Annotated in this window: 19 protein-coding genes; 9 read left to right on the top strand and 10 right to left on the bottom strand. The window is 56.8% G+C overall.

The annotated features are described in order from the left end of the window. Window positions 1–33: 33 nt before the first annotated feature. Window positions 34–189: a hypothetical protein gene (locus tag AAFM46_RS08320; protein WP_343317378.1), complete on the bottom strand. Its 156-nt coding sequence runs from the start codon at window positions 187–189 to the stop codon at window positions 34–36. 186 nt (window positions 190–375) lie between these two features. Here AAFM46_RS08320 and AAFM46_RS08315 point away from each other — a divergent pair, with 186 nt between their 5' ends. Beyond that, window positions 376–1,545: an IS30 family transposase gene (locus tag AAFM46_RS08315; protein WP_343317366.1), complete on the top strand. Its 1,170-nt coding sequence runs from the start codon at window positions 376–378 to the stop codon at window positions 1,543–1,545. Between the two features lie 775 nt (window positions 1,546–2,320). On the opposite strand, the gene AAFM46_RS08310 is transcribed toward AAFM46_RS08315, so the two are convergent. Further along, window positions 2,321–2,719, bottom strand: a complete 399-nt coding sequence (locus AAFM46_RS08310; protein WP_343317377.1) for a VOC family protein — start codon at window positions 2,717–2,719, stop codon at window positions 2,321–2,323. Window positions 2,720–2,919: 200 nt separating this feature from the next. Between AAFM46_RS08310 and AAFM46_RS08305 the strand changes: the two genes are divergently transcribed. The 3 genes from AAFM46_RS08305 to AAFM46_RS08295 all read left to right on the top strand — a co-directional run bounded on the left by AAFM46_RS08305 (window position 2,920) and on the right by AAFM46_RS08295 (window position 5,802). Next, window positions 2,920–3,198 (top strand): antibiotic biosynthesis monooxygenase, encoded by a 279-nt coding sequence (locus AAFM46_RS08305; RefSeq protein WP_343317376.1) that lies wholly within the window; start codon window positions 2,920–2,922, stop codon window positions 3,196–3,198. A gap of 80 nt (window positions 3,199–3,278) precedes the next feature. Next, entirely contained in the window at window positions 3,279–4,448 is a 1,170-nt protein-coding gene (locus AAFM46_RS08300) for an IS30 family transposase (protein ID WP_343317375.1), read from the top strand. 700 nt (window positions 4,449–5,148) lie between these two features. Further along, window positions 5,149–5,802: a hypothetical protein gene (locus AAFM46_RS08295; protein WP_343317374.1), complete on the top strand. Its 654-nt coding sequence runs from the start codon at window positions 5,149–5,151 to the stop codon at window positions 5,800–5,802. 143 nt (window positions 5,803–5,945) lie between these two features. On the opposite strand, the gene AAFM46_RS08290 is transcribed toward AAFM46_RS08295, so the two are convergent. Together AAFM46_RS08290 and AAFM46_RS08285 are read right to left on the bottom strand one after the other, a co-directional pair. Next, on the bottom strand, window positions 5,946–6,599 hold the full coding sequence (locus AAFM46_RS08290) for an ATP-binding cassette domain-containing protein (protein ID WP_062008726.1): 654 nt from the start codon (window positions 6,597–6,599) through the stop codon (window positions 5,946–5,948). 12 nt (window positions 6,600–6,611) lie between these two features. After that, the gene (locus tag AAFM46_RS08285; protein ID WP_062008728.1) at window positions 6,612–8,705 is read right to left on the bottom strand and encodes a hypothetical protein; all 2,094 of its coding nucleotides are present in this window, start codon (window positions 8,703–8,705) and stop codon (window positions 6,612–6,614) included. A gap of 605 nt (window positions 8,706–9,310) precedes the next feature. On the opposite strand from AAFM46_RS08285, the gene AAFM46_RS08280 reads away from it, so the two are divergent. Further along, window positions 9,311–10,342: a PDDEXK nuclease domain-containing protein gene (locus tag AAFM46_RS08280; protein WP_062008730.1), complete on the top strand. Its 1,032-nt coding sequence runs from the start codon at window positions 9,311–9,313 to the stop codon at window positions 10,340–10,342. Between the two features lie 112 nt (window positions 10,343–10,454). Here AAFM46_RS08280 and AAFM46_RS08275 read toward each other — a convergent pair whose 3' ends face one another. Next, a complete protein-coding gene (locus tag AAFM46_RS08275; RefSeq protein ID WP_343317366.1) occupies window positions 10,455–11,624 on the bottom strand; it encodes an IS30 family transposase in 1,170 nt (389 codons plus the stop codon). An 84-nt stretch (window positions 11,625–11,708) separates the two neighbouring features. Then, entirely contained in the window at window positions 11,709–12,491 is a 783-nt protein-coding gene (locus tag AAFM46_RS08270; RefSeq protein WP_343317373.1) for a class I SAM-dependent methyltransferase, read from the bottom strand. A gap of 206 nt (window positions 12,492–12,697) precedes the next feature. On the opposite strand from AAFM46_RS08270, the gene AAFM46_RS08265 reads away from it, so the two are divergent. The 3 genes from AAFM46_RS08265 to AAFM46_RS08255 all read left to right on the top strand — a co-directional run bounded on the left by AAFM46_RS08265 (window position 12,698) and on the right by AAFM46_RS08255 (window position 14,680). Continuing rightward, complete coding sequence (locus tag AAFM46_RS08265) at window positions 12,698–13,321, top strand: maleylpyruvate isomerase family mycothiol-dependent enzyme (RefSeq protein ID WP_343317372.1); 624 nt, start codon at window positions 12,698–12,700, stop codon at window positions 13,319–13,321. A gap of 257 nt (window positions 13,322–13,578) precedes the next feature. Further along, complete coding sequence (locus tag AAFM46_RS08260; protein WP_343317371.1) at window positions 13,579–14,124, top strand: hypothetical protein; 546 nt, start codon at window positions 13,579–13,581, stop codon at window positions 14,122–14,124. 229 nt (window positions 14,125–14,353) lie between these two features. Beyond that, window positions 14,354–14,680: a hypothetical protein gene (locus tag AAFM46_RS08255; protein WP_343317370.1), complete on the top strand. Its 327-nt coding sequence runs from the start codon at window positions 14,354–14,356 to the stop codon at window positions 14,678–14,680. Between the two features lie 243 nt (window positions 14,681–14,923). On the opposite strand, the gene AAFM46_RS08250 is transcribed toward AAFM46_RS08255, so the two are convergent. Continuing rightward, on the bottom strand, window positions 14,924–16,093 hold the full coding sequence (locus tag AAFM46_RS08250) for an IS30 family transposase (RefSeq protein ID WP_343317366.1): 1,170 nt from the start codon (window positions 16,091–16,093) through the stop codon (window positions 14,924–14,926). Window positions 16,094–16,134: 41 nt separating this feature from the next. After that, window positions 16,135–16,758 (bottom strand): 2'-5' RNA ligase family protein, encoded by a 624-nt coding sequence (locus tag AAFM46_RS08245; RefSeq protein ID WP_343317369.1) that lies wholly within the window; start codon window positions 16,756–16,758, stop codon window positions 16,135–16,137. A 235-nt stretch (window positions 16,759–16,993) separates the two neighbouring features. Here AAFM46_RS08245 and AAFM46_RS08240 point away from each other — a divergent pair, with 235 nt between their 5' ends. Beyond that, window positions 16,994–18,112 (top strand): IS30 family transposase, encoded by a 1,119-nt coding sequence (locus AAFM46_RS08240; protein WP_343317368.1) that lies wholly within the window; start codon window positions 16,994–16,996, stop codon window positions 18,110–18,112. 83 nt (window positions 18,113–18,195) lie between these two features. On the opposite strand, the gene AAFM46_RS08235 is transcribed toward AAFM46_RS08240, so the two are convergent. Together AAFM46_RS08235 and soxR are read right to left on the bottom strand one after the other, a co-directional pair. Beyond that, the gene (locus AAFM46_RS08235) at window positions 18,196–18,747 is read right to left on the bottom strand and encodes a pyridoxamine 5'-phosphate oxidase family protein (RefSeq protein ID WP_343317367.1); all 552 of its coding nucleotides are present in this window, start codon (window positions 18,745–18,747) and stop codon (window positions 18,196–18,198) included. Between the two features lie 738 nt (window positions 18,748–19,485). Further along, entirely contained in the window at window positions 19,486–19,956 is a 471-nt protein-coding gene (gene soxR, locus AAFM46_RS08230; protein ID WP_110107709.1) for a redox-sensitive transcriptional activator SoxR, read from the bottom strand. Window positions 19,957–20,004 lie beyond the last annotated feature (48 nt).

Raw genomic sequence — 20,004 nt, 5'->3', positions numbered from 1 at the left:
CTGGTTGCCCTGGCGGTCTCAAGGTCGTGACCACTACCTGCGTGCAATGAGTCCACTGATAAATGCAATCGCCAGGGTGACCACGCCGGATACTACTAGCGGTCCCGCAAGCCAGTCGTGGTAGACAAACCCGTCCTCCACGGCCACCACATGTGCAATCGCGTTGCTGACCACGGCGGCGGGAAGCAAGGAAAAGACCTGTAGGATCCCGAGCTGGCTGTCACCAGCGAAACGCGCTGACCTGCGACGACGCCTGGGCCCAGATCACAGAAATTCTCAATTTCGTGACACTTTCCTACGGCCGACCAGAGACGCTCAAAACACTGTCCCGTATAAGGTTCCTTGGGTTCTTGCGGTGATTGCAACACTTAGTGAATGAGTGTTGCTATGGCGAACTATTCAATCCTTTTCCGGCCGGATCTATTGCAGGTCTTTTGGGCAGGGATGCAGGCAGGTGATTTCATCACTGATGCCGTTATTCCGATCAATACCAGTAGGCGTACCGGGCGCACTGTTCTGGCTAACGCTGGTGGTGTGCGGCCCCGCCGCGGCAGGAATTTAAAGGGCCGTTGCCTGACCTTCACTCAGCGTGAAGAGATCGCGATTCTCCGTGCCCAGGGACAGTCCTTGAGAGCGATTGGGGAGGTTATTGGCCGGTCTGCCTCGACGGTATCCAGGGAGTTGAGACGCAACACGAAACCCGGCACCGCCTACCGGGCAACCTCGGCCCACATGCTCGCCTACGAGCGTGCCAGCCGGCCGAAACCGGCCAAACTCCACACGAACATAGCCCTGCGTACAGTGGTGGAAGCGGACCTTGCCAAGAAGTATTCACCGGAACAAATCGCAGGACGATTACGCGTCCAGTTCCCCAACGAAGAGGAGATGCGGGTGTCACCGGAGACTATTTACCAATCCCTGTACGTCCAGTCCAGGGGCGCCTTGAATCGGGATCTGGTCGCGTGTTTACGCACTGGGCGGGCCGTGCGGCGCCCCTCCCGCAAGACCGGGCAGCGTAAGAATCGGATCCCGGGAATGATCAATATTTCCCATCGCCCACCCGAAGTGGAAGACCGTGCCGTGCCAGGACATTGGGAAGGGGATTTGATCATTGGCAAGGGTAACCAGACCGCTATTGGGACCCTGGTGGAACGCAACACCAACTACACGATGCTCGTTCACTTACCCCAGGGGTACAAAGCTGAGCAGATGCGGGAGGCATTGACCGCAAAGATCAAAACACTCCCGCAAGCACTGCGACATTCCCTGACCTGGGATCAAGGCATTGAAATGCAGGACTGGAAAACCGTGAAGATTGATACGGGCATCGAGATCTACTTTTGCGACCCGCATTCGCCCTGGCAGCGTGGTATCAACGAGAACACAAATGGACTGCTGCGCCAGTATTTCCCCAAAGGCACTGATTTGAGCATCCACAGTGCCCAGGATCTTGACTGGGTCGCCGCTGAACTCAACGACAGACCACGCAAACGACTAGAGTTCAAGAAACCGATCGAACTGATCGAACCCCTCCTGTTGCAATGACCGCCAGAATCCGCCGTTCCCCATACGGGCTAACGAGCGACCGAGCTTCGGTGCTGGGGAAGATCGTCTCCGGAATGAATACACGGGAAGGGAGCGATTGCTGAGATGCTGGTGAAATGTATACGGAACAGGCTCTTGGCGCAGGGCATACGATCTGGCGTTCGAGAGGGAGTGTTGAAGCCGTCATTCCGGCTGATGGATGTGCCGATCTGATTCTGCGGAATGAGGAGGTTTTCATTGCGGGACCGTCAACTCGTTGGATCGAGACGCGGGCCGATAGGGGCGATGGCACCCTCGGTCTCCGGTTTCCGCCCGGTGCAGCAAGAAGCGTGCTCGCCCTTGATCTAAGTGAAATCAGTGATCAGGTTGTGTTGATGACCGATCTGCTAGGTCACAAAGCGACTATGCAGGCGCGCACACTACTTCAATGTGCTGGTGCCACATGGCCGGATGTACCAGAACTTGTCGCTGCTTTCAGTCCACAATCAAGCCAAATTGGCCCGTGGAGTGCGTTCATTCACGGTCATGCCCGACGGGGCACACCCCCGTGGCGAGTGGCCGAGATAATGGACTGGTCACAGCGTACGTTCAGGCGCAGAATGCAACAGGATTTTGGGTACCCCTATCTAACGCTGGCACGAATTGATCGTGCAAAACGTGCGCGTTCGCTGCTGCAAGAAGGAACTAGCCTTTTCGACGCCGCTGCAGTGGCCGGGTACGCCGACCAGGCTCATCTCTCAAGAGAGTTCCGGCGGCTGGTCGGCGCGAGCCCGGGTCAGTTTTCCTCGAGCTCAGCGTAGAGATCAATGGAATTGCCATCGGGGTCAAGAAGAGTGGCATAACGCTGCCCCCAGTGCGCGTCCCACGGATCAACATGCGAGATGTAACCAGCCGCGATCAGCTCCGCGAACGCAGCATCAACAGCGGCAGGGCTACCTTTATCGAAAGCCAAAGCAATGTGATGGCCTCCGACGGGTGAGATGTAGTCGGCATCGAAGCTACGGATGGTCTCGATGGTGTCCCACGCTAGGACAGTTCCGTCGTCGAGTTTCCCATCAACGTGCGGTGCGTTATCTTGATCTTTTGCAATGTGTACGCCTAACTTTCGGTAGAAAGCCAGCGATGCGGCCATATCTTTGGTGACAATACCGATGAATCCGAGTCTTAAAGTCATTCCATCACTATATGAACATCGACTCCACACGTCTTGAACAAAACGGCCAACACCGCGACCGGTCAACGTTCCCCCGCGGACATCCCAAAAGATCTCACAGCCACTGTTAGCCCAGGTGATCGGGCCGACCTGTGATCGACCGGCTTGCGGGACTCCCTGGCTAGTTCTGCTTCAAACCTGTCTGTGGCAGGATCTATCTCGTGAACAACATCATTTTGACTGGGCAGCTGATATGCCAGAGTGACCACGAGACTGCAGTCGTTACGGAGTTTCTACCCCGACATCTTGAATTGACGCTGGCTGGATCCGGGTGCATTTCCTTCGCGGTGGAACAGAGCGACAATCCATGGGTCTGGGATGTATCCGAATCCTTCCAGGACGCTCGCTCTTTCGAGCTGCACCAAGCACGCGTCAAGGCTAGCGACTGGGGACGTGCGACGGCCAATATCAAGCGCAGCTATTCAGTGTCGGGCCTGTAAAGCGGGAGCGAATTTCGACCCGAGGACTTCGGTCCATTGGAGGTTCCTTGGGTTCTTGCGGTGATTGCAACACTTAGTGAATGAGTGTTGCTATGGCGAACTATTCAATCCTTTTCCGGCCGGATCTATTGCAGGTCTTTTGGGCAGGGATGCAGGCAGGTGATTTCATCACTGATGCCGTTATTCCGATCAATACCAGTAGGCGTACCGGGCGCACTGTTCTGGCTAACGCTGGTGGTGTGCGGCCCCGCCGCGGCAGGAATTTAAAGGGCCGTTGCCTGACCTTCACTCAGCGTGAAGAGATCGCGATTCTCCGTGCCCAGGGACAGTCCTTGAGAGCGATTGGGGAGGTTATTGGCCGGTCTGCCTCGACGGTATCCAGGGAGTTGAGACGCAACACGAAACCCGGCACCGCCTACCGGGCAACCTCGGCCCACATGCTCGCCTACGAGCGTGCCAGCCGGCCGAAACCGGCCAAACTCCACACGAACATAGCCCTGCGTACAGTGGTGGAAGCGGACCTTGCCAAGAAGTATTCACCGGAACAAATCGCAGGACGATTACGCGTCCAGTTCCCCAACGAAGAGGAGATGCGGGTGTCACCGGAGACTATTTACCAATCCCTGTACGTCCAGTCCAGGGGCGCCTTGAATCGGGATCTGGTCGCGTATTTACGCACTGGGCGGGCCGTGCGGCGCCCCTCCCGCAAGACCGGGCAGCGTAAGAATCGGATCCCGGGAATGATCAATATTTCCCATCGCCCACCCGAAGTGGAAGACCGTGCCGTGCCAGGACATTGGGAAGGGGATTTGATCATTGGCAAGGGTAACCAGACCGCTATTGGGACCCTGGTGGAACGCAACACCAACTACACGATGCTCGTTCACTTACCCCAGGGGTACAAAGCTGAGCAGATGCGGGAGGCATTGACCGCAAAGATCAAAACACTCCCGCAAGCACTGCGACATTCCCTGACCTGGGATCAAGGCATTGAAATGCAGGACTGGAAAACCGTGAAGATTGATACGGGCATCGAGATCTACTTTTGCGACCCGCATTCGCCCTGGCAGCGTGGTATCAACGAGAACACAAATGGACTGCTGCGCCAGTATTTCCCCAAAGGCACTGATTTGAGCATCCACAGTGCCCAGGATCTTGACTGGGTCGCCGCTGAACTCAACGACAGACCACGCAAACGACTAGAGTTCAAGAAACCGATCGAACTGATCGAACCCCTCCTGTTGCAATGACCGCCAGAATCCGCCGTTCCCCTTGCGGGACGCACGGAACTTCTGCTAGCCGGTGTTACGCGTCGCAGCGGATGACCACAACCAGGCTAATGACTGGTGACACGAAATTGAGAACGGTGACACTCTGGTGACACGAAATTGAGAAAAGTGACATCCAAAACGAGAACCAACAAATGTAGGATCCCACGTTGCTTGTCACCAGAAGATCGCCCTGACCTGCAACGACGTTCTACCCTCGGTCATTCAAGTTCTCAGTTTCGTGTCACTTTCCTACAGACTGTTTGCCGTCGATGAAGATGACAACGCGCCGTTTCGGTTGCGACGACCAAGCCATCTGAGCCTTTGCAGGTATTGGCTAGCCTCGCCCCAACGATTATCGGAGTCAGAAGAGGGTCCGCGTGGACGGAAAACTTGTCCCGCATAAGGCCAGCGGGCATTTTTGCGGGCGGGTCATACGGGAATCGGGAAGCTGCGGAAATCCGCCCATCGATGTCGATTTTAGAGCTCGGCTGCAGGGCAAATCTGCGTCCGGTGGTGGACCGGCTTGCGGGACGAATCTCGCTATCTATATGGGACACCCAATGAGGAACGGTATGGCTCTTGGCGAGATCAAGGTTTGGCGGAATTGGATTCGCTGTTCTCGCTGCCAGCGACTCACCGGCTCTGTTGGCGAATGGACACTTCGGCTACGCTAATTGCCATGCAACCCTTACCACCGCACGAGGCCACTGCTGATATGGACTTGAGTCTTCGAGCCACGTGGCGGGACCAGTATCGCTTAGGGATTTTTGGGCTCACGACACTGCTGATCGTACTGACAGGGTGCACCAGCCCTCAACCCGCCCCAGTCACATCCCAACCTGTCAGCTCGGCCTCATCGTCACCCATCCGAGTTGCCGCCTTGCCAGAGGCCAAAACGACCGTTGACTGTGCCATGTCTCGTCCCCAAAAGGACTCTTTCCCAATCCAAGCGGACGATCTGGCGCTTGGCCCCTTGTTGTATCCAGGAATCCTCGATGGGTATAATTCACCGCGCTCGGATGCGGTGGATGGGATCACCTTTGCCAAGATCGGGACTCACCTCTCGCCAGATGCGACAGTGACAGTATCCATAACCCCGGAAGCAAGTAGCTGGGCCAGTATCGTCACTGAAAACGGTCCGCCAGCCGGCTACCTGTCCGTGACGTACAAAAGCTGCCCCTCCTCCCAGCATGCCGCGGGCTCCTGGTGGGTCGGCGGATTCGCACTCAGGAACGAAACTTCTGGATGCTTACCCCTCAACGCGCAGGTTGAAGGAGAAACTTCTATCCGCAGGGTCACCATTTCCTTCTGGGATAAGACGTGCGGCTCATAGTTCCACCGACGGACTGTTCCGCCTGCCGTTCCTGATGCGAGACATTACCTTTCGGTGCATTTACTCGGTTAGGGCCTGAGCGCATGCGGGACTGGATGTGTTGAGATTTTTATCTAGCGGAAGTGTTTTTCACTAAGCAGGTATTAGACCATCGAGGCAAGCGCGTCGAGGGTCAGTTGGGTGTCGCATCGTTCTTCGACGTGGTCGCTGTGGGTGGCTATGAGGATTGCGGCTCCCTTGTCGGCCATATGGCGCAGGGTGGTGATGACCATTTCTGTGTTGCCCTCATCGAGGGCACCGGTGGGCTCATCAGCCAAGATTAGACCCGGTTTCTTGACTAGGAGCCGGGCGAGAGCGACTCGCTGTTGCTCGCCGCCGCTGAGCTCGTAGACTCGGTCTTTTGCCCGGCCGTCGAGTCCCACATGCTCAAGTGCCTGCTGGTATATGGCCTGTTGTTGTGCTCGGTTGAGGCCGCGCAGTTGTCCGCCTGCCACAGCGAGGTTGGCTTGAATGCTGGCATTGTCAATGAGGGCATAGTTCTGAAAGAGGTATCCGAGGGTGTCTCGTCGGAAGATCCGGCGCTGCCCGGCTCTGAATGCAGTGGCGTCGGCGCCGTCGACGAGGATCTTCCCTGCTGTGAGGGGTTCCAACAGGCCTAGGCAGTTCAAAAGCGTGGACTTGCCAGAGCCACTGGGGCCACGGATGGCCATCATTTCCCCGTTATTGACGGTCAGTTCCAATCCCTCCCAGAGGGTGCGTTGACCAATGGCTTTGGTCAGGCCGTGTGCTGTGATCATGTGATGGCTCCTTTAGGCGTCCGCTGAATGTGAGCGAATGAGCGAGGTCTTGTAGCCGCGCAGGGCGAGCAGGGTGAAAGTGATGCTGACAAGGGCGATACCGGCAGCGATGGCGGGCGCCCACTCCATGAGAGCAGGGATATCCACTGGCACCGGCGCTCCTCCGTCTGCAATCTTCTTCGCAAGTGCCCCGGCGTGCCTGGCGGGGATACTCAGTCCGTAGAGAACGAGGCCGATGCCGGCAACGGCCTCAACCGTGAGAAGGACCTTGTTCACCCGCCACGATCGCCAGCCATGAATAAAACTGGTGAAGATCCTTTGGGCGTTTTTACGGGTGTAAATGATCGCTACGCCTAGGGATGTGACCATCAGAACGGCGATGGCGGCAATGGTGCTGAAGAGGTGGTTTCGGAGCGCGGATGCGTCTTTTTGAAAGACGATGCTGGCATCGAGTGCTGCTGGATGAAAGCCGGTCACGAAGGCTGGCGCCCCTGCCGTGTCGGCTCCGGAGATGATACGTGCAGGGTCTGTAAATAGCATCGCGCCACTCATCGCGTAGGCATAGTAGTCAGGTTCCGTGATCCAACCGCCACCGGAGGGGATGGTTACCAGGACGGCGCCGGGAACTTCGGTATCGGCGAGGATGCCGCTGTTTGAACCGAAGGCGTTGATGGCCTGGTTGTTGGCTATCATCACGGTTTCTGTAAACGGACGGTCCGCACCAATGGCACCGGCGATCACCGCGGTAATTTCGGTGAGTTCTCCTTGGAGTGTTTCGGGTACCAGCAGCCGGACCGTGTTCGAGGGCTGTATCCGTTGTCCTTGGGCATCCAGGATCGTTTCGCGCTCAAGGTAGCTGGAATTGACGAATACGACGGGTGGCCCCGGGGCTGGGGCGACCTTGCTATTTGGATCGTAGGGACGCATTTCCGCAAATGGTCTCATGAAGGCCAGAACCGCTTGGCCGTCGGCGTCGGCCTGCTTGGCAACGTGGGCGAAGGTTGCTGACTGCTGTGCGAATTCTTCCATTGACAAGTAGCTGGCGAATTGGAGTTGGTTGAGGTCGCTATTGGAGGCCCACACAGCTTTGCTCGCTTGCTGGCCCAGCACCTGACCGCCCAGGGCGAGCGTTGCTGAGAGAATACCCACCGCCAATAGTGACGCGGCAATTCGTACCGTATAGATCGAGACAAAGATGGACTTACTCGGTATGAGCCCCTTGACGGCCGCAATGAGAGGAACCCTCCCGGCCAACACCAGCACTGCCGTATGAGTCAGCAGTGCTGTCAGTGCCAGAGTAGCGGCCACCAGCAGTGCAACCATCCCGAACTGGGCAAGCTGATGAAGCGAGTTATAAACAAACAAGCCGATGGCAGTCAGCAAGGCAACCCCCACGTACAGGGGTAGTGCGAATCGTCCCAAGGCAAGCAAGTCCCGGCTCAAAACTTCAGCGAAGGAACTGCCTTGCAGCCGCTGGATGGCATAGCTTCTGGCATTGAGGATCACCCCAGCTCCGGAGCTCACCACAACAATCAAAGCTAGAATCAGGAAACTTGCGCCAAGGCCGGAGGTGGCCAGGAACCATTGAAACACTTCCCCAGGACTGGCAGTGGTTGAAGTGACGTCAAGCCCCATCGCTTCCAGCCCCACCGTCAGCGCGTGTTCCACATCTGCGGTATTGGCTCCAAAGAGAACATATCGGCCGCGAACATCCATCGAGGCGATCTTTTCCCAAGGAAGCACCGTGGTCGTCATGGAACGCGCAAAATCCGGGTAGCCCTTCGCCAGCCATGTCGCCGAAGCTGCAGAGCCATCCCCCACCTCCAGATAGAGGTTGCGGCGGGTGGCTGGGTTTTGCAGATCGGGAACCATGCGAGCAATGTTGGCGTGTTGCGCCTGTGCCGTCGCCTGGATCAAGGCCGTTGCCGTCTGTGTGTCGATGTCCTTGGCCGAACCGGGGCCACCCACCATCGGGGTATTCACCGACAAGTAGCTAGTGGCCCCTTGCACGCCAATATCATCCGCCGCAGACATGAACCCGAAAGCCAGGATCACAGCAAAAACAGCAATAACGCAGTGAACAAACTTTACAATCCTGTGAATCATCAATCCCCATCATTGCTAACTCATCACCTGGATCCAAGCGATGCCACAACATCAAGCAAGCTGCCCGAGCATCAAGGCAACGGGACACGACGGCATGCCAGGACGTCTCCATGCCTCGCTGTCAAGGCAAACATTTCAATCAGCATAGCCACGGAACTAAAGACCATTGGGACCGTCGAAGTATTTAGCCATCAAGTAGTGTCCCCGATCTGGGCCCCAGTCCTAGCACGCATCCCGCACACATGAAAAACCATCATCCGCTGACCGCCCAAGCACAACAATTCCACAGACACCCTTCACCTATCCGGGACGGTTCACCCCCCGACTTCTCAGCGAATGATCGCGAGGATCGGGATGCACCATTTTCACGAAATTTCGCTGAGCTGGTTGTTGGGAAAAACAAATTGTTACGGCATCACTACGCTGACTCGTCATCGCCTATCTCATCGCACAACAGGACTCTGCCAGTAACTCGTCTCGGTAGAGGTTCCCCAGTGGGCATGACGCGGCTGGCCTCCACGCCTAGAAGTTTGACTGCCAGAACATACTGGAGGGGGTGGGAATAAGTGAATGTTTGGTCGAGAGGCGTTGGGTAGTCTTGATTGATGACATCCGGCGACCTTTCCCCTCTTCCCGACGACTATGCCCAGGTGCTGGCTTCGTTGAAGGATCGGGTCCGTGAAGCAAGGATTACTGCCCAGCGCAGAGTCAATACGGAACTCATTAGCCTGTACTGGGGCATTGGGCAGCAAATACTTGCGCATCAAGACAACCAAGGATGGGGTGCCGGCGTCATCCGCCGTTTGGCTGAGGACCTACGCACCGAGTTTCCGCTGATGAAGGGTTTTTCCCAACGCAACCTGCAGTACATGCGGACCATGGCCAGCGCTTGGGGACCTGAGTCAAATGTGCCACAGCTTGTGGCGCAATTGCCGTGGGGACACATCCGCACCATTCTTGACAAGGCAGAAACCCCTCAAGCGCGTGATTGGTATGCCGCCGCCACCGTGGAATTCGGATGGTCCCGCAATGTCCTGCTGAACATGATGATGAACCGGTCCATGGAACGCACGGGGACCGCGCCGTCTAACTTCACGCAGCATTTGGCTGCCGCGGACTCGGAACTGGCACAACAAGTGGCCAAGGACCCTTATGCCTTTGAGTTTCTGGGGCTATCGGGCGAGGTGGCAGAAAGAGACCTGGAACAGGCGCTCATGGACCGTATCGTGGAGACACTGCGGGAATTGGGCCCAGGCTTCGCCTTTGTTGGCCGCCAAGTTCATATGGAAGTGGACGGAGACGACTTTTACATTGATCTCTTGTTCTTCCATGTCGAGCAGCTGCGTTACTTCGTCATCGAACTAAAAACGGGGAAGTTCCAACCCGAATTCGCTGGGAAGCTGAATTTTTATGTCGCGTTGGTCGATGACAAACTACGACGCCAAGCTCACGCGCCGACAGTCGGAATTCTCATCTGCGGTAGCAAGAACGATCACACCGTTCGATACGCCCTTGGACGTTCCACCTCGCCCATGGCTGTGGCCGCTTACACCTATGATCAGCTCACCACCGAGGATCGTGCGATACTCCCACCAGAGGAACAGCTCACCGCGGCCCTCGATACCCTCCCGGAGTGAGCAATCCTGAGCACGGGGACAAAACACCCGGCTAGAAACCCTGTTGGTATATAACCAGCGATAAAGAGCGAAGCCTCGACTGTCCCGCAGGAGGTTCGGCGGATTCTGGCGGTCATTGCAACAGGAGGGGTTCGATCAGTTCGATCGGTTTCTTGAACTCTAGTCGTTTGCGTGGTCTGTCGTTGAGTTCAGCGGCGACCCAGTCAAGATCCTGGGCACTGTGGATGCTCAAATCAGTGCCTTTGGGGAAATACTGGCGCAGCAGTCCATTTGTGTTCTCGTTGATACCACGCTGCCAGGGCGAATGCGGGTCGCAAAAGTAGATCTCGATGCCCGTATCAATCTTCACGGTTTTCCAGTCCTGCATTTCAATGCCTTGATCCCAGGTCAGGGAATGTCGCAGTGCTTGCGGGAGTGTTTTGATCTTTGCGGTCAATGCCTCCCGCATCTGCTCAGCTTTGTACCCCTGGGGTAAGTGAACGAGCATCGTGTAGTTGGTGTTGCGTTCCACCAGGGTCCCAATAGCGGTCTGGTTACCCTTGCCAATGATCAAATCCCCTTCCCAATGTCCTGGCACGGCACGGTCTTCCACTTCGGGTGGGCGATGGGAAATATTGATCATTCCCGGGATCCGATTCTTACGCTGCCCGGTCTTGCGGGAGGGGCGCCGCACGGCCCGCCCAGTGCGTAAACACGCGACCAGATCCCGATTCAAGGCGCCCCTGGACTGGACGTACAGGGATTGGTAAATAGTCTCCGGTGACACCCGCATCTCCTCTTCGTTGGGGAACTGGACGCGTAATCGTCCTGCGATTTGTTCCGGTGAATACTTCTTGGCAAGGTCCGCTTCCACCACTGTACGCAGGGCTATGTTCGTGTGGAGTTTGGCCGGTTTCGGCCGGCTGGCACGCTCGTAGGCGAGCATGTGGGCCGAGGTTGCCCGGTAGGCGGTGCCGGGTTTCGTGTTGCGTCTCAACTCCCTGGATACCGTCGAGGCAGACCGGCCAATAACCTCCCCAATCGCTCTCAAGGACTGTCCCTGGGCACGGAGAATCGCGATCTCTTCACGCTGAGTGAAGGTCAGGCAACGGCCCTTTAAATTCCTGCCGCGGCGGGGCCGCACACCACCAGCGTTAGCCAGAACAGTGCGCCCGGTACGCCTACTGGTATTGATCGGAATAACGGCATCAGTGATGAAATCACCTGCCTGCATCCCTGCCCAAAAGACCTGCAATAGATCCGGCCGGAAAAGGATTGAATAGTTCGCCATAGCAACACTCATTCACTAAGTGTTGCAATCACCGCAAGAACCCAAGGAACCTCCTGCGGACACTTATTATGAGGTCTGCTTGAATTGCCGTTGGGTCTAACCTACGACTGGCTGTCCGGTCTGTTTGAGTCTAAAGGCGGCCGTTATGTGCGGGAATCTGACAAGGCCTGTGCTAGGCGACGCTGCTTGTTCGCCCAGGCTGCGGATTTTGGTCAAGACGACGTTTCGGTCCGGTCTCTTCGCTACGTAAGACCAGGAGCTGGCGAGCTGAACGAGTTGATCGACTGTCAGCTCGTAGTTGAGGGGGTATTCCTTGCGTTCAAAGGTGCCTCGCCCGGCCAACTCCTCGGGCACGCTGAGTGTTTGGTCGGTAGGGGTTCCGTTCGGTTCGACGATTGCAGCGAGTGCCTGGACCCACTCGTTAGTGCGGTCCCAGGTGTGCCAGGCCATGCCCATCATGCCGTTTTGCTTGAGTACACGGTCACATTCGGCTGTGGCCCGTTCGGGTTCGACCCAGTGCCAGGCTTGGAGGCAAATAATGGCGTCGACACTCTGTTCGCCCAAGGGGATGTATTCTGCTGATCCGGTAAGGGCCCTGATGCGATTAGCGACTTCGGAGGGCAGTTCCTGGCAAGCGGTTTGGAGTACGGCGAGCATGTTGGTGGAGGTATCAACGGCGATGACGGCGTGTCCGAGTGTTGCGATGGTCCGTGTTCCTAGTCCTGTGCCGGCTCCGAGATCCAGTACTGCCAGTCGCCGACCGCTCAAGGGTGATCCCAATAGCCACGAGACCACCTCCGCTGACCAGGCCGGGCGAACAGCATCATGCAGAACAGCGCCGTGAGTGGAAGCTGTTGGTGCGCTACGGGTCTGATTCATGCCTTCAGACTAACGATTATGAGAAGGGACTCTGCTTTGAACACCGAGGATCTGCTCCTGCAGGGGTGAAGAATATGGTGCATCACAGCAACCACTGCACGGTTGATCGGTGTCATCTCTGGATCATGTCTGCCCATCCCATGTCATTGTGAGCGCTTGTGGCAGAGTTGTCGGTGTTCGAGTGGCGAAGAAAGGTTGATTTACTCGTGGATCTTGAGAGTAATCCGGAACTGGCGTCTCGATTATGCCGTGAAGCGCAGGGGCGGTTGATGCGCCGCGTGTCCCAGCTAACGGACGAGGACGTCCAATCGCCTAGTCGGCTGCCTGGATGGACCGTGGGCCATGTACTGACCCATCTTGCTCGCAATGCGGACGCCCATGCGCGAAGACTGTCAGGTGCGCTGGGAGGCCGGGATGTTCCTAAATACCAAAGTGGTGAGCAACAGCGCAGCACCGAGATTGAAGACGGGGCAACGCGGTCGGCTAGTGAGATCATCGCCGATCTGAAAGCCAGCATGATGTGTCTTGAAGAGATATTCACGCAATCAACTGCTGCAGGATGGCCCAATGGACATTTCCTTGGCGGAGGGCATTACGGTGTGGGTGGTTGCCCGGCACACAGACTCCGCGAGGTGGAGATGCACCACGTCGATCTCGGACTGGGCTACGGCCCGTCGGATTGGCCGGATGAGTATGTGGACTGGGAGCTTCCTGTATTGCTTGCAACCGTCCCCGACCGACTCGATTCATCTATTAGTCGGCAGTTGTTTATGGCATGGTTGGCCGGACGCGGGCCCTTGGACAGTGAGACGACGCTGAACCCCTGGTAGCCCTCAAGTCCATCGAAACGCGCGGCCACAGAGAGAATAGCCGCTGGTGCCGAAAGCGCAGCCGCACAGTTCCCGTAGGTGGAACCCCTTGCGGACAAAGAGCGGTGCATTCTTCTCCGCGTTGGCGGTAACGTACTTTGGCTCTGGGCGCTTCCTTGGCAACCTTGCTCTTTACGGCTGCGTAATCGCAGATTATGCTCGGGATAATTTGTACTGCTCTTTCACAATTCGTTATCAAGCCAACACGGAGGTCGTCAATGCCTCGTAATCGCGGGCCTCTTCGTGAACAGTCTTTCCTCATTTTCAGCATTGTCGGCGGCATGCTCATCGGGATCCTTGCAGTGCTTGTTCTGCCGGCGCTTTTCGGCAATGGTCGTGAGGTCAAGCCCGGATTGTTACTGGTCGTCGTCGTTGTCACGCTGGTGGTAGCTGCTTTTGCGGTGTTATTGAGGCAAATAATTGGGAAGCGGCTGGTTGGAGACCGGATCGAGGCGGCCCTTCGTGAGCATGATGGCAAATGGCGGCATGGTCGTATTACCGTCGGCTACGGTCAGCTGAGTTTCCAGCCTTACCTATGGCAGGTGCGCATACCCAGTGGTACCCCGGTCGAATTGGAAGTCAGCGAGCTCGGCGAGGACACGGGGCAGCGCCCGCCTCTGCGCAAAATTTGGTCCATGAACCCTCAGCTACATATCGTGCAGGTAGTTACTAATCGTGGACTCTGGGAGTTAGCAGGGCTGCCAAGTCAAATCGAGGAGTTGAGAACGCGGCTCAGTGAACCCGAGGCAACAGCGCACAGATAAAACTGGTTCCCTGGCTTTGCCAAGGCGGCATTCACGGCCGAGCATGGAGGCATCTTCTGTTTGTCTGGAGCGTAGACAATAAAGCCAAAAGGGGGACCCTGAGATGAAGTTTCACACCCGGCTCAGGAGTTCAAACTGGAAAATATATGCAGAGCTCGTTGCTTGGCTGCTGTTTTTCACTCTATACCGGCTGCTACTTCCACAACTGGTGGCATTGGGTGGATACCTGTTGGCCAATTCAATACTGGCGGCGGGCTATGTAGTCCTGTGCATTGCCGGAATACGTTTCACTCACCGGCTTTACCAGAAGACAGAACTAGCACAGGATCCCGAACCACTCATGCAAACTTGGGAGTACGAATCCACGGCCAAAACCGGGCTTGTCATCTTATGGGTCGTCGCTCTCGTATCTTGGGGCATGGGGGTTGGACTTTGGTGGACAGGCAATTTTTCATACCTTGCCACTTTCCCCATCATTGGGACCTTCACGATCGTTCTGGGCTATATGAACCTTCGACACGCCAAGCTGCTCCAGACACGCATCAATAGTAAGTAGAACCAATTTTCTGCCTCCACCCCAGGCCCTTCAGCCGACGGGCGGCCGTGCATCAACGGCGACTCTTGCAGGATCAGAACCCATGGGTGGCGAGTTCAGGTGGCGAGGCACCTAGCTTATGAGACACTCCAGGGTCATCTCTGCTCCATCCGAGCTGTCATTTTCAGGAGTCGCCTGCACAAATTTCAGTACTCGTCTGCTCAGCCTTCTTATGCCCGTAGGGGGAAGGGCGGATTCTGGCGGTCATTGCAACAGGAGGGGTTCGATCAGTTCGATCGGTTTCTTGAACTCTAGTCGTTTGCGTGGTCTGTCGTTGAGTTCAGCGGCGACCCAGTCAAGATCCTGGGCACTGTGGATGCTCAAATCAGTGCCTTTGGGGAAATACTGGCGCAGCAGTCCATTTGTGTTCTCGTTGATACCACGCTGCCAGGGCGAATGCGGGTCGCAAAAGTAGATCTCGATGCCCGTATCAATCTTCACGGTTTTCCAGTCCTGCATTTCAATGCCTTGATCCCAGGTCAGGGAATGTCGCAGTGCTTGCGGGAGTGTTTTGATCTTTGCGGTCAATGCCTCCCGCATCTGCTCAGCTTTGTACCCCTGGGGTAAGTGAACGAGCATCGTGTAGTTGGTGTTGCGTTCCACCAGGGTCCCAATAGCGGTCTGGTTACCCTTGCCAATGATCAAATCCCCTTCCCAATGTCCTGGCACGGCACGGTCTTCCACTTCGGGTGGGCGATGGGAAATATTGATCATTCCCGGGATCCGATTCTTACGCTGCCCGGTCTTGCGGGAGGGGCGCCGCACGGCCCGCCCAGTGCGTAAACACGCGACCAGATCCCGATTCAAGGCGCCCCTGGACTGGACGTACAGGGATTGGTAAATAGTCTCCGGTGACACCCGCATCTCCTCTTCGTTGGGGAACTGGACGCGTAATCGTCCTGCGATTTGTTCCGGTGAATACTTCTTGGCAAGGTCCGCTTCCACCACTGTACGCAGGGCTATGTTCGTGTGGAGTTTGGCCGGTTTCGGCCGGCTGGCACGCTCGTAGGCGAGCATGTGGGCCGAGGTTGCCCGGTAGGCGGTGCCGGGTTTCGTGTTGCGTCTCAACTCCCTGGATACCGTCGAGGCAGACCGGCCAATAACCTCCCCAATCGCTCTCAAGGACTGTCCCTGGGCGCGGAGAATCGCGATCTCTTCACGCTGAGTGAAGGTCAGGCAACGGCCCTTTAAATTCCTGCCGCGGCGGGGCCGCACACCACCAGCGTTAGCCAGAACAGTGCGCCCGGTACGCCTACTGGTATTGATCGGAATAACGGCATCAGTGATGAAATCACCTGCCTGCATCCCTGCCCAAAAGACCTGCAATAGATCCGGCCGGAAAAGGATTGAATAGTTCGCCATAGCAACACTCATTCACTAAGTGTTGCAATCACCGCAAGAACCCAAGGAAGGGTTTACGGGACGTTGGCAGAACTATTCGCAGCCATGATTAGTCCGAAGGCAATGACTTCCCGGTGCTCGACTCCATCTTGGTACCAGACGAACTCGAGCTCAGAGGCTACGTCAACGGGTCGATCGGCGAACTCGTACTCAAGAGAAGTTCTCGTGTCATCCCAAGCATCGTCGGGGAGCTCGCTGCAGTAGGCGATCGACATGTGAAAGGTCCAGTCATCAAGGCTGAGCTCGCCGATGCGGTTGAAATCAGTTTGATTGAGCATCGCCGTGAGCCCTGCGTAGGCGTTCACGAGCGAGGGAGTTCGCTCAAGACGAGCAATTACGATCTTGAATGGCGCCGGGAAACTATCGATCGCCTCAACGCGCAGGTCAATCAATGGTTGTCCTGTGGCCCACTCGCGCACGGCCGCTTTCAGCTGTTCCACGCGGTCAGGTTCGAAAAAACCACGTAATGTAACGTGCCCCGTGTTGGGATACGTGACGACATTTGGCAGCGAGGACTTTGCCGTGTCCTGCTCCTTTTCGTACATAGCCATCATGGAGGCTGAAGGACGAAGTACAACATACTGCTGTCCCTCCAATGAGGCGAGTTGCTCCGGACCGGCCATGAACGAGCGGGACATAGAACCTCGAACTTTCGTGTATCTGTCGTGCGGCAATAGTTGCAAAGCTTAACAATATTGGGCAGGCGCACGGCTCATATGACATAGGCCCAGCCGTCGATGAAGTGTGGCCTAAAGGGAACCTTGGGTTCTTGCGGTGATTGCAACACTTAGTGAATGAGTGTTGCTATGGCGAACTATTCAATCCTTTTCCGGCCGGATCTATTGCAGGTCTTTTGGGCAGGGATGCAGGCAGGTGATCTTTTGGGCAGGGATGCAGGCAGGTGATTTCATCACTGATGCCGTTATTCCGATCAATACCAGTAGGCGTACCGGGCGCACTGTTCTGGCTAACGCTGGTGGTGTGCGGCCCCGCCGCGGCAGGAATTTAAAGGGCCGTTGCCTGACCTTCACTCAGCGTGAAGAGATCGCGATTCTCCGTGCCCAGGGACAGTCCTTGAGAGCGATTGGGGAGGTTATTGGCCGGTCTGCCTCGACGGTATCCAGGGAGTTGAGACGCAACACGAAACCCGGCACCGCCTACCGGGCAACCTCGGCCCACATGCTCGCCTACGAGCGTGCCAGCCGGCCGAAACCGGCCAAACTCCACACGAACATAGCCCTGCGTACAGTGGTGGAAGCGGACCTTGCCAAGAAGTATTCACCGGAACAAATCGCAGGACGATTACGCGTCCAGTTCCCCAACGAAGAGGAGATGCGGGTGTCACCGGAGACTATTTACCAATCCCTGTACGTCCAGTCCAGGGGCGCCTTGAATCGGGATCTGGTCGCGTGTTTACGCACTGGGCGGGCCGTGCGGCGCCCCTCCCGCAAGACCGGGCAGCGTAAGAATCGGATCCCGGGAATGATCAATATTTCCCATCGCCCACCCGAAGTGGAAGACCGTGCCGTGCCAGGACATTGGGAAGGGGATTTGATCATTGGCAAGGGTAACCAGACCGCTATTGGGACCCTGGTGGAACGCAACACCAACTACACGATGCTCGTTCACTTACCCCAGGGGTACAAAGCTGAGCAGATGCGGGAGGCATTGACCGCAAAGATCAAAACACTCCCGCAAGCACTGCGACATTCCCTGACCTGGGATCAAGGCATTGAAATGCAGGACTGGAAAACCGTGAAGATTGATACGGGCATCGAGATCTACTTTTGCGACCCGCATTCGCCCTGGCAGCGTGGTATCAACGAGAACACAAATGGACTGCTGCGCCAGTATTTCCCCAAAGGCACTGATTTGAGCATCCACAGTGCCCAGGATCTTGACTGGGTCGCCGCTGAACTCAACGACAGACCACGCAAACGACTAGAGTTCAAGAAACCGATCGAACTGATCGAACCCCTCCTGTTGCAATGACCGCCAGAATCCGCCGAACCCTTAGTGGTCACACCCTTCGGGACTGGACAGGGCGCGAGGGACTCGCCTCCCGGAAGGCCAAGTTAGGCTTCCGCAAGAAACCCGGGCAGACCGTCGATGCTCCGCGCGTTCTTCTCGGCGCGGTATTCAACCATGCCGTCCGCGCCTTTCTTCTCGGCCTGCAGGCGGAGAAGGTCACGCTCGCTTGTCATTTCCATGACGGGTACACCCCAGCCACACGAGTCGCTGATGCGGGTGACGTCTACCGTGATGACCGCTCGGGTGCTCGGGTGTTCGGGGTGAAGTGCCACAACCTCTTCGAATGTTGCCTCACCCGGAAGGAACACCGAGCCTTGACCGTGTAGTCGAACAATGCGGGGACGGCTACCGAACGAATTGAACATGAGGCACACGCGGCCATTTTCTCGGATGTGTGCGATGGTCTCGATTCCACTGCCGGTGTAGTCGACCCAGCCAACTCGGTGGGCGCCCAAGACAGAGAACGAGTCGTGTCCGCGGGGGGACATGTTTACATGCCCGTCTGCTCCAAGGGGCGCGGTTGCGACGAACCACATAGGCTGTTCCTCCATCCACGACTTGAGGGTCCTGTCAATGGAATCGAAGATTTTGGCCATGGCCAAAGCATAGTTCATCGGATCGGGTCTGCTCGGTTCCTTCCCATTGCTAAAGCCCGAAGTGACTGCGCCATAATGGGAACCTTCAGCGGGCGCTTTGTTTGTGGGTCGGGCGCGCCGAGAACGGTGCCCGAAGGATCTTCACCCACAGTGACCGGCGGTGTGCAGCGCCGGGTGAGGAGCTGAATTCATGTTCTGCGCGATCCAGGCTTTCTTCGATAAGCGCATCGTGCATGGGGCGGAAGAAGAGTGGCCAGGCTATTATCGCCGTTCCTCTTGGTGACATGGAAAGCTCGTGCCGAAGCAACGTTGAATTGTCAGAAAGGCTACTGGCAGTGAATGAGTGGTGGCCGTTAAAGCCAGAGGGGCCGGTGAATTGAAATTCGATCCTTCTGCCGGGTTCGTACGCGCTCACGAAATAACGCACCGGCCCATGCCCTCCTGCTGCCCCAATGCTGAGCGGCCGATCTAGGCGCATTGTTGGCCATTCGCTCCTGGGCCACAATCGATCGTTCTGGCTCGCCAGCGAGTCAAGGAGCACTCCAACTTCATTGGCGGGAGCCGCAATTACGCGCTGATGCGTGTTGTAGAACATAGAGCAAGAGTATCTATGATCTGGCCTCGCACGATCCGGTTCATCTGCGAGAGACCGTCCGCATGCCAACGGCCTGCGAGACACCATCGCGCCGGAACGGTCAATGCGATGGCATCAGGAGACAGCGTTCAACAGCAAGTAACTTATTCTTCGTCGTATTCCATACTCTTACGAATCCAACGCGACCCCGGGCCTTCGGATGCCGCCTCGTCTTGGGGGTTGAAGAGGTGGCATTTTTTGAGGGAGAGGCAACCGCAGCCGATGCAGTCATCGAGTGATCCCTGGAGTTTTTCCAGCTGACGGATTCGTCGTGCCACCATTTGCGCCCAGTGCGTGCTGAGCTGATGCCAATCGTCCTGGGTCGGGGCCCTGTCTGGCGGCAGCTCGGCCAGCGCTTCCGCAATCTCGGCGAGGGTCAGCCCTACCCGTTGTCCAGCGGCAATGACGGCCAGACGCCGTAGGGTGTAGCGACGAAAGAGACGCTTGTTGCCCGCGGTTCGTTCAGAGGTGATCAGGTTGCGTGACTCGTAATACCTCACGGTGGGCACCGACAAGCCTGCCCTGCTCGCAATCTCACCGATGGGCAGCATGCTTCTGGGTATGGCGGTGGTCATGTGCTCATGTTTGCATGCCACCGGCTTGACCTCAAGCTAGCTTTACCT

The organism is Arthrobacter sp. TMP15, from assembly GCF_039529835.1.
Classification (GTDB): domain Bacteria; phylum Actinomycetota; class Actinomycetes; order Actinomycetales; family Micrococcaceae; genus Specibacter.
Note: the sequence above shows the minus strand (reverse complement) of the source record. Positions and strands in the feature narration are given on the sequence as shown.

What these genes read in the sequence shown, in the direction of transcription:
- AAFM46_RS08315 (WP_343317366.1), top strand. Translation starts at nt 376, where the DNA reads ATGAGTGTTGCTATGGCGAACTATTCAATCCTTTTCCGGCCGGATCTA.
- AAFM46_RS08310 (WP_343317377.1), bottom strand. Translation starts at nt 2,719, where the DNA reads ATGACTTTAAGACTCGGATTCATCGGTATTGTCACCAAAGATATGGCC.
- AAFM46_RS08300 (WP_343317375.1), top strand. Translation starts at nt 3,279, where the DNA reads ATGAGTGTTGCTATGGCGAACTATTCAATCCTTTTCCGGCCGGATCTA.
- AAFM46_RS08295 (WP_343317374.1), top strand. Translation starts at nt 5,149, where the DNA reads ATGCAACCCTTACCACCGCACGAGGCCACTGCTGATATGGACTTGAGT.
- AAFM46_RS08290 (WP_062008726.1), bottom strand. Translation starts at nt 6,599, where the DNA reads ATGATCACAGCACACGGCCTGACCAAAGCCATTGGTCAACGCACCCTC.
- AAFM46_RS08285 (WP_062008728.1), bottom strand. Translation starts at nt 8,705, where the DNA reads ATGATTCACAGGATTGTAAAGTTTGTTCACTGCGTTATTGCTGTTTTT.
- AAFM46_RS08280 (WP_062008730.1), top strand. Translation starts at nt 9,311, where the DNA reads ATGACATCCGGCGACCTTTCCCCTCTTCCCGACGACTATGCCCAGGTG.
- AAFM46_RS08275 (WP_343317366.1), bottom strand. Translation starts at nt 11,624, where the DNA reads ATGAGTGTTGCTATGGCGAACTATTCAATCCTTTTCCGGCCGGATCTA.
- AAFM46_RS08270 (WP_343317373.1), bottom strand. Translation starts at nt 12,491, where the DNA reads ATGAATCAGACCCGTAGCGCACCAACAGCTTCCACTCACGGCGCTGTT.
- AAFM46_RS08260 (WP_343317371.1), top strand. Translation starts at nt 13,579, where the DNA reads ATGCCTCGTAATCGCGGGCCTCTTCGTGAACAGTCTTTCCTCATTTTC.
- AAFM46_RS08250 (WP_343317366.1), bottom strand. Translation starts at nt 16,093, where the DNA reads ATGAGTGTTGCTATGGCGAACTATTCAATCCTTTTCCGGCCGGATCTA.
- AAFM46_RS08245 (WP_343317369.1), bottom strand. Translation starts at nt 16,758, where the DNA reads ATGTCCCGCTCGTTCATGGCCGGTCCGGAGCAACTCGCCTCATTGGAG.
- AAFM46_RS08235 (WP_343317367.1), bottom strand. Translation starts at nt 18,747, where the DNA reads ATGGCCAAAATCTTCGATTCCATTGACAGGACCCTCAAGTCGTGGATG.
- soxR (WP_110107709.1), bottom strand. Translation starts at nt 19,956, where the DNA reads ATGACCACCGCCATACCCAGAAGCATGCTGCCCATCGGTGAGATTGCG.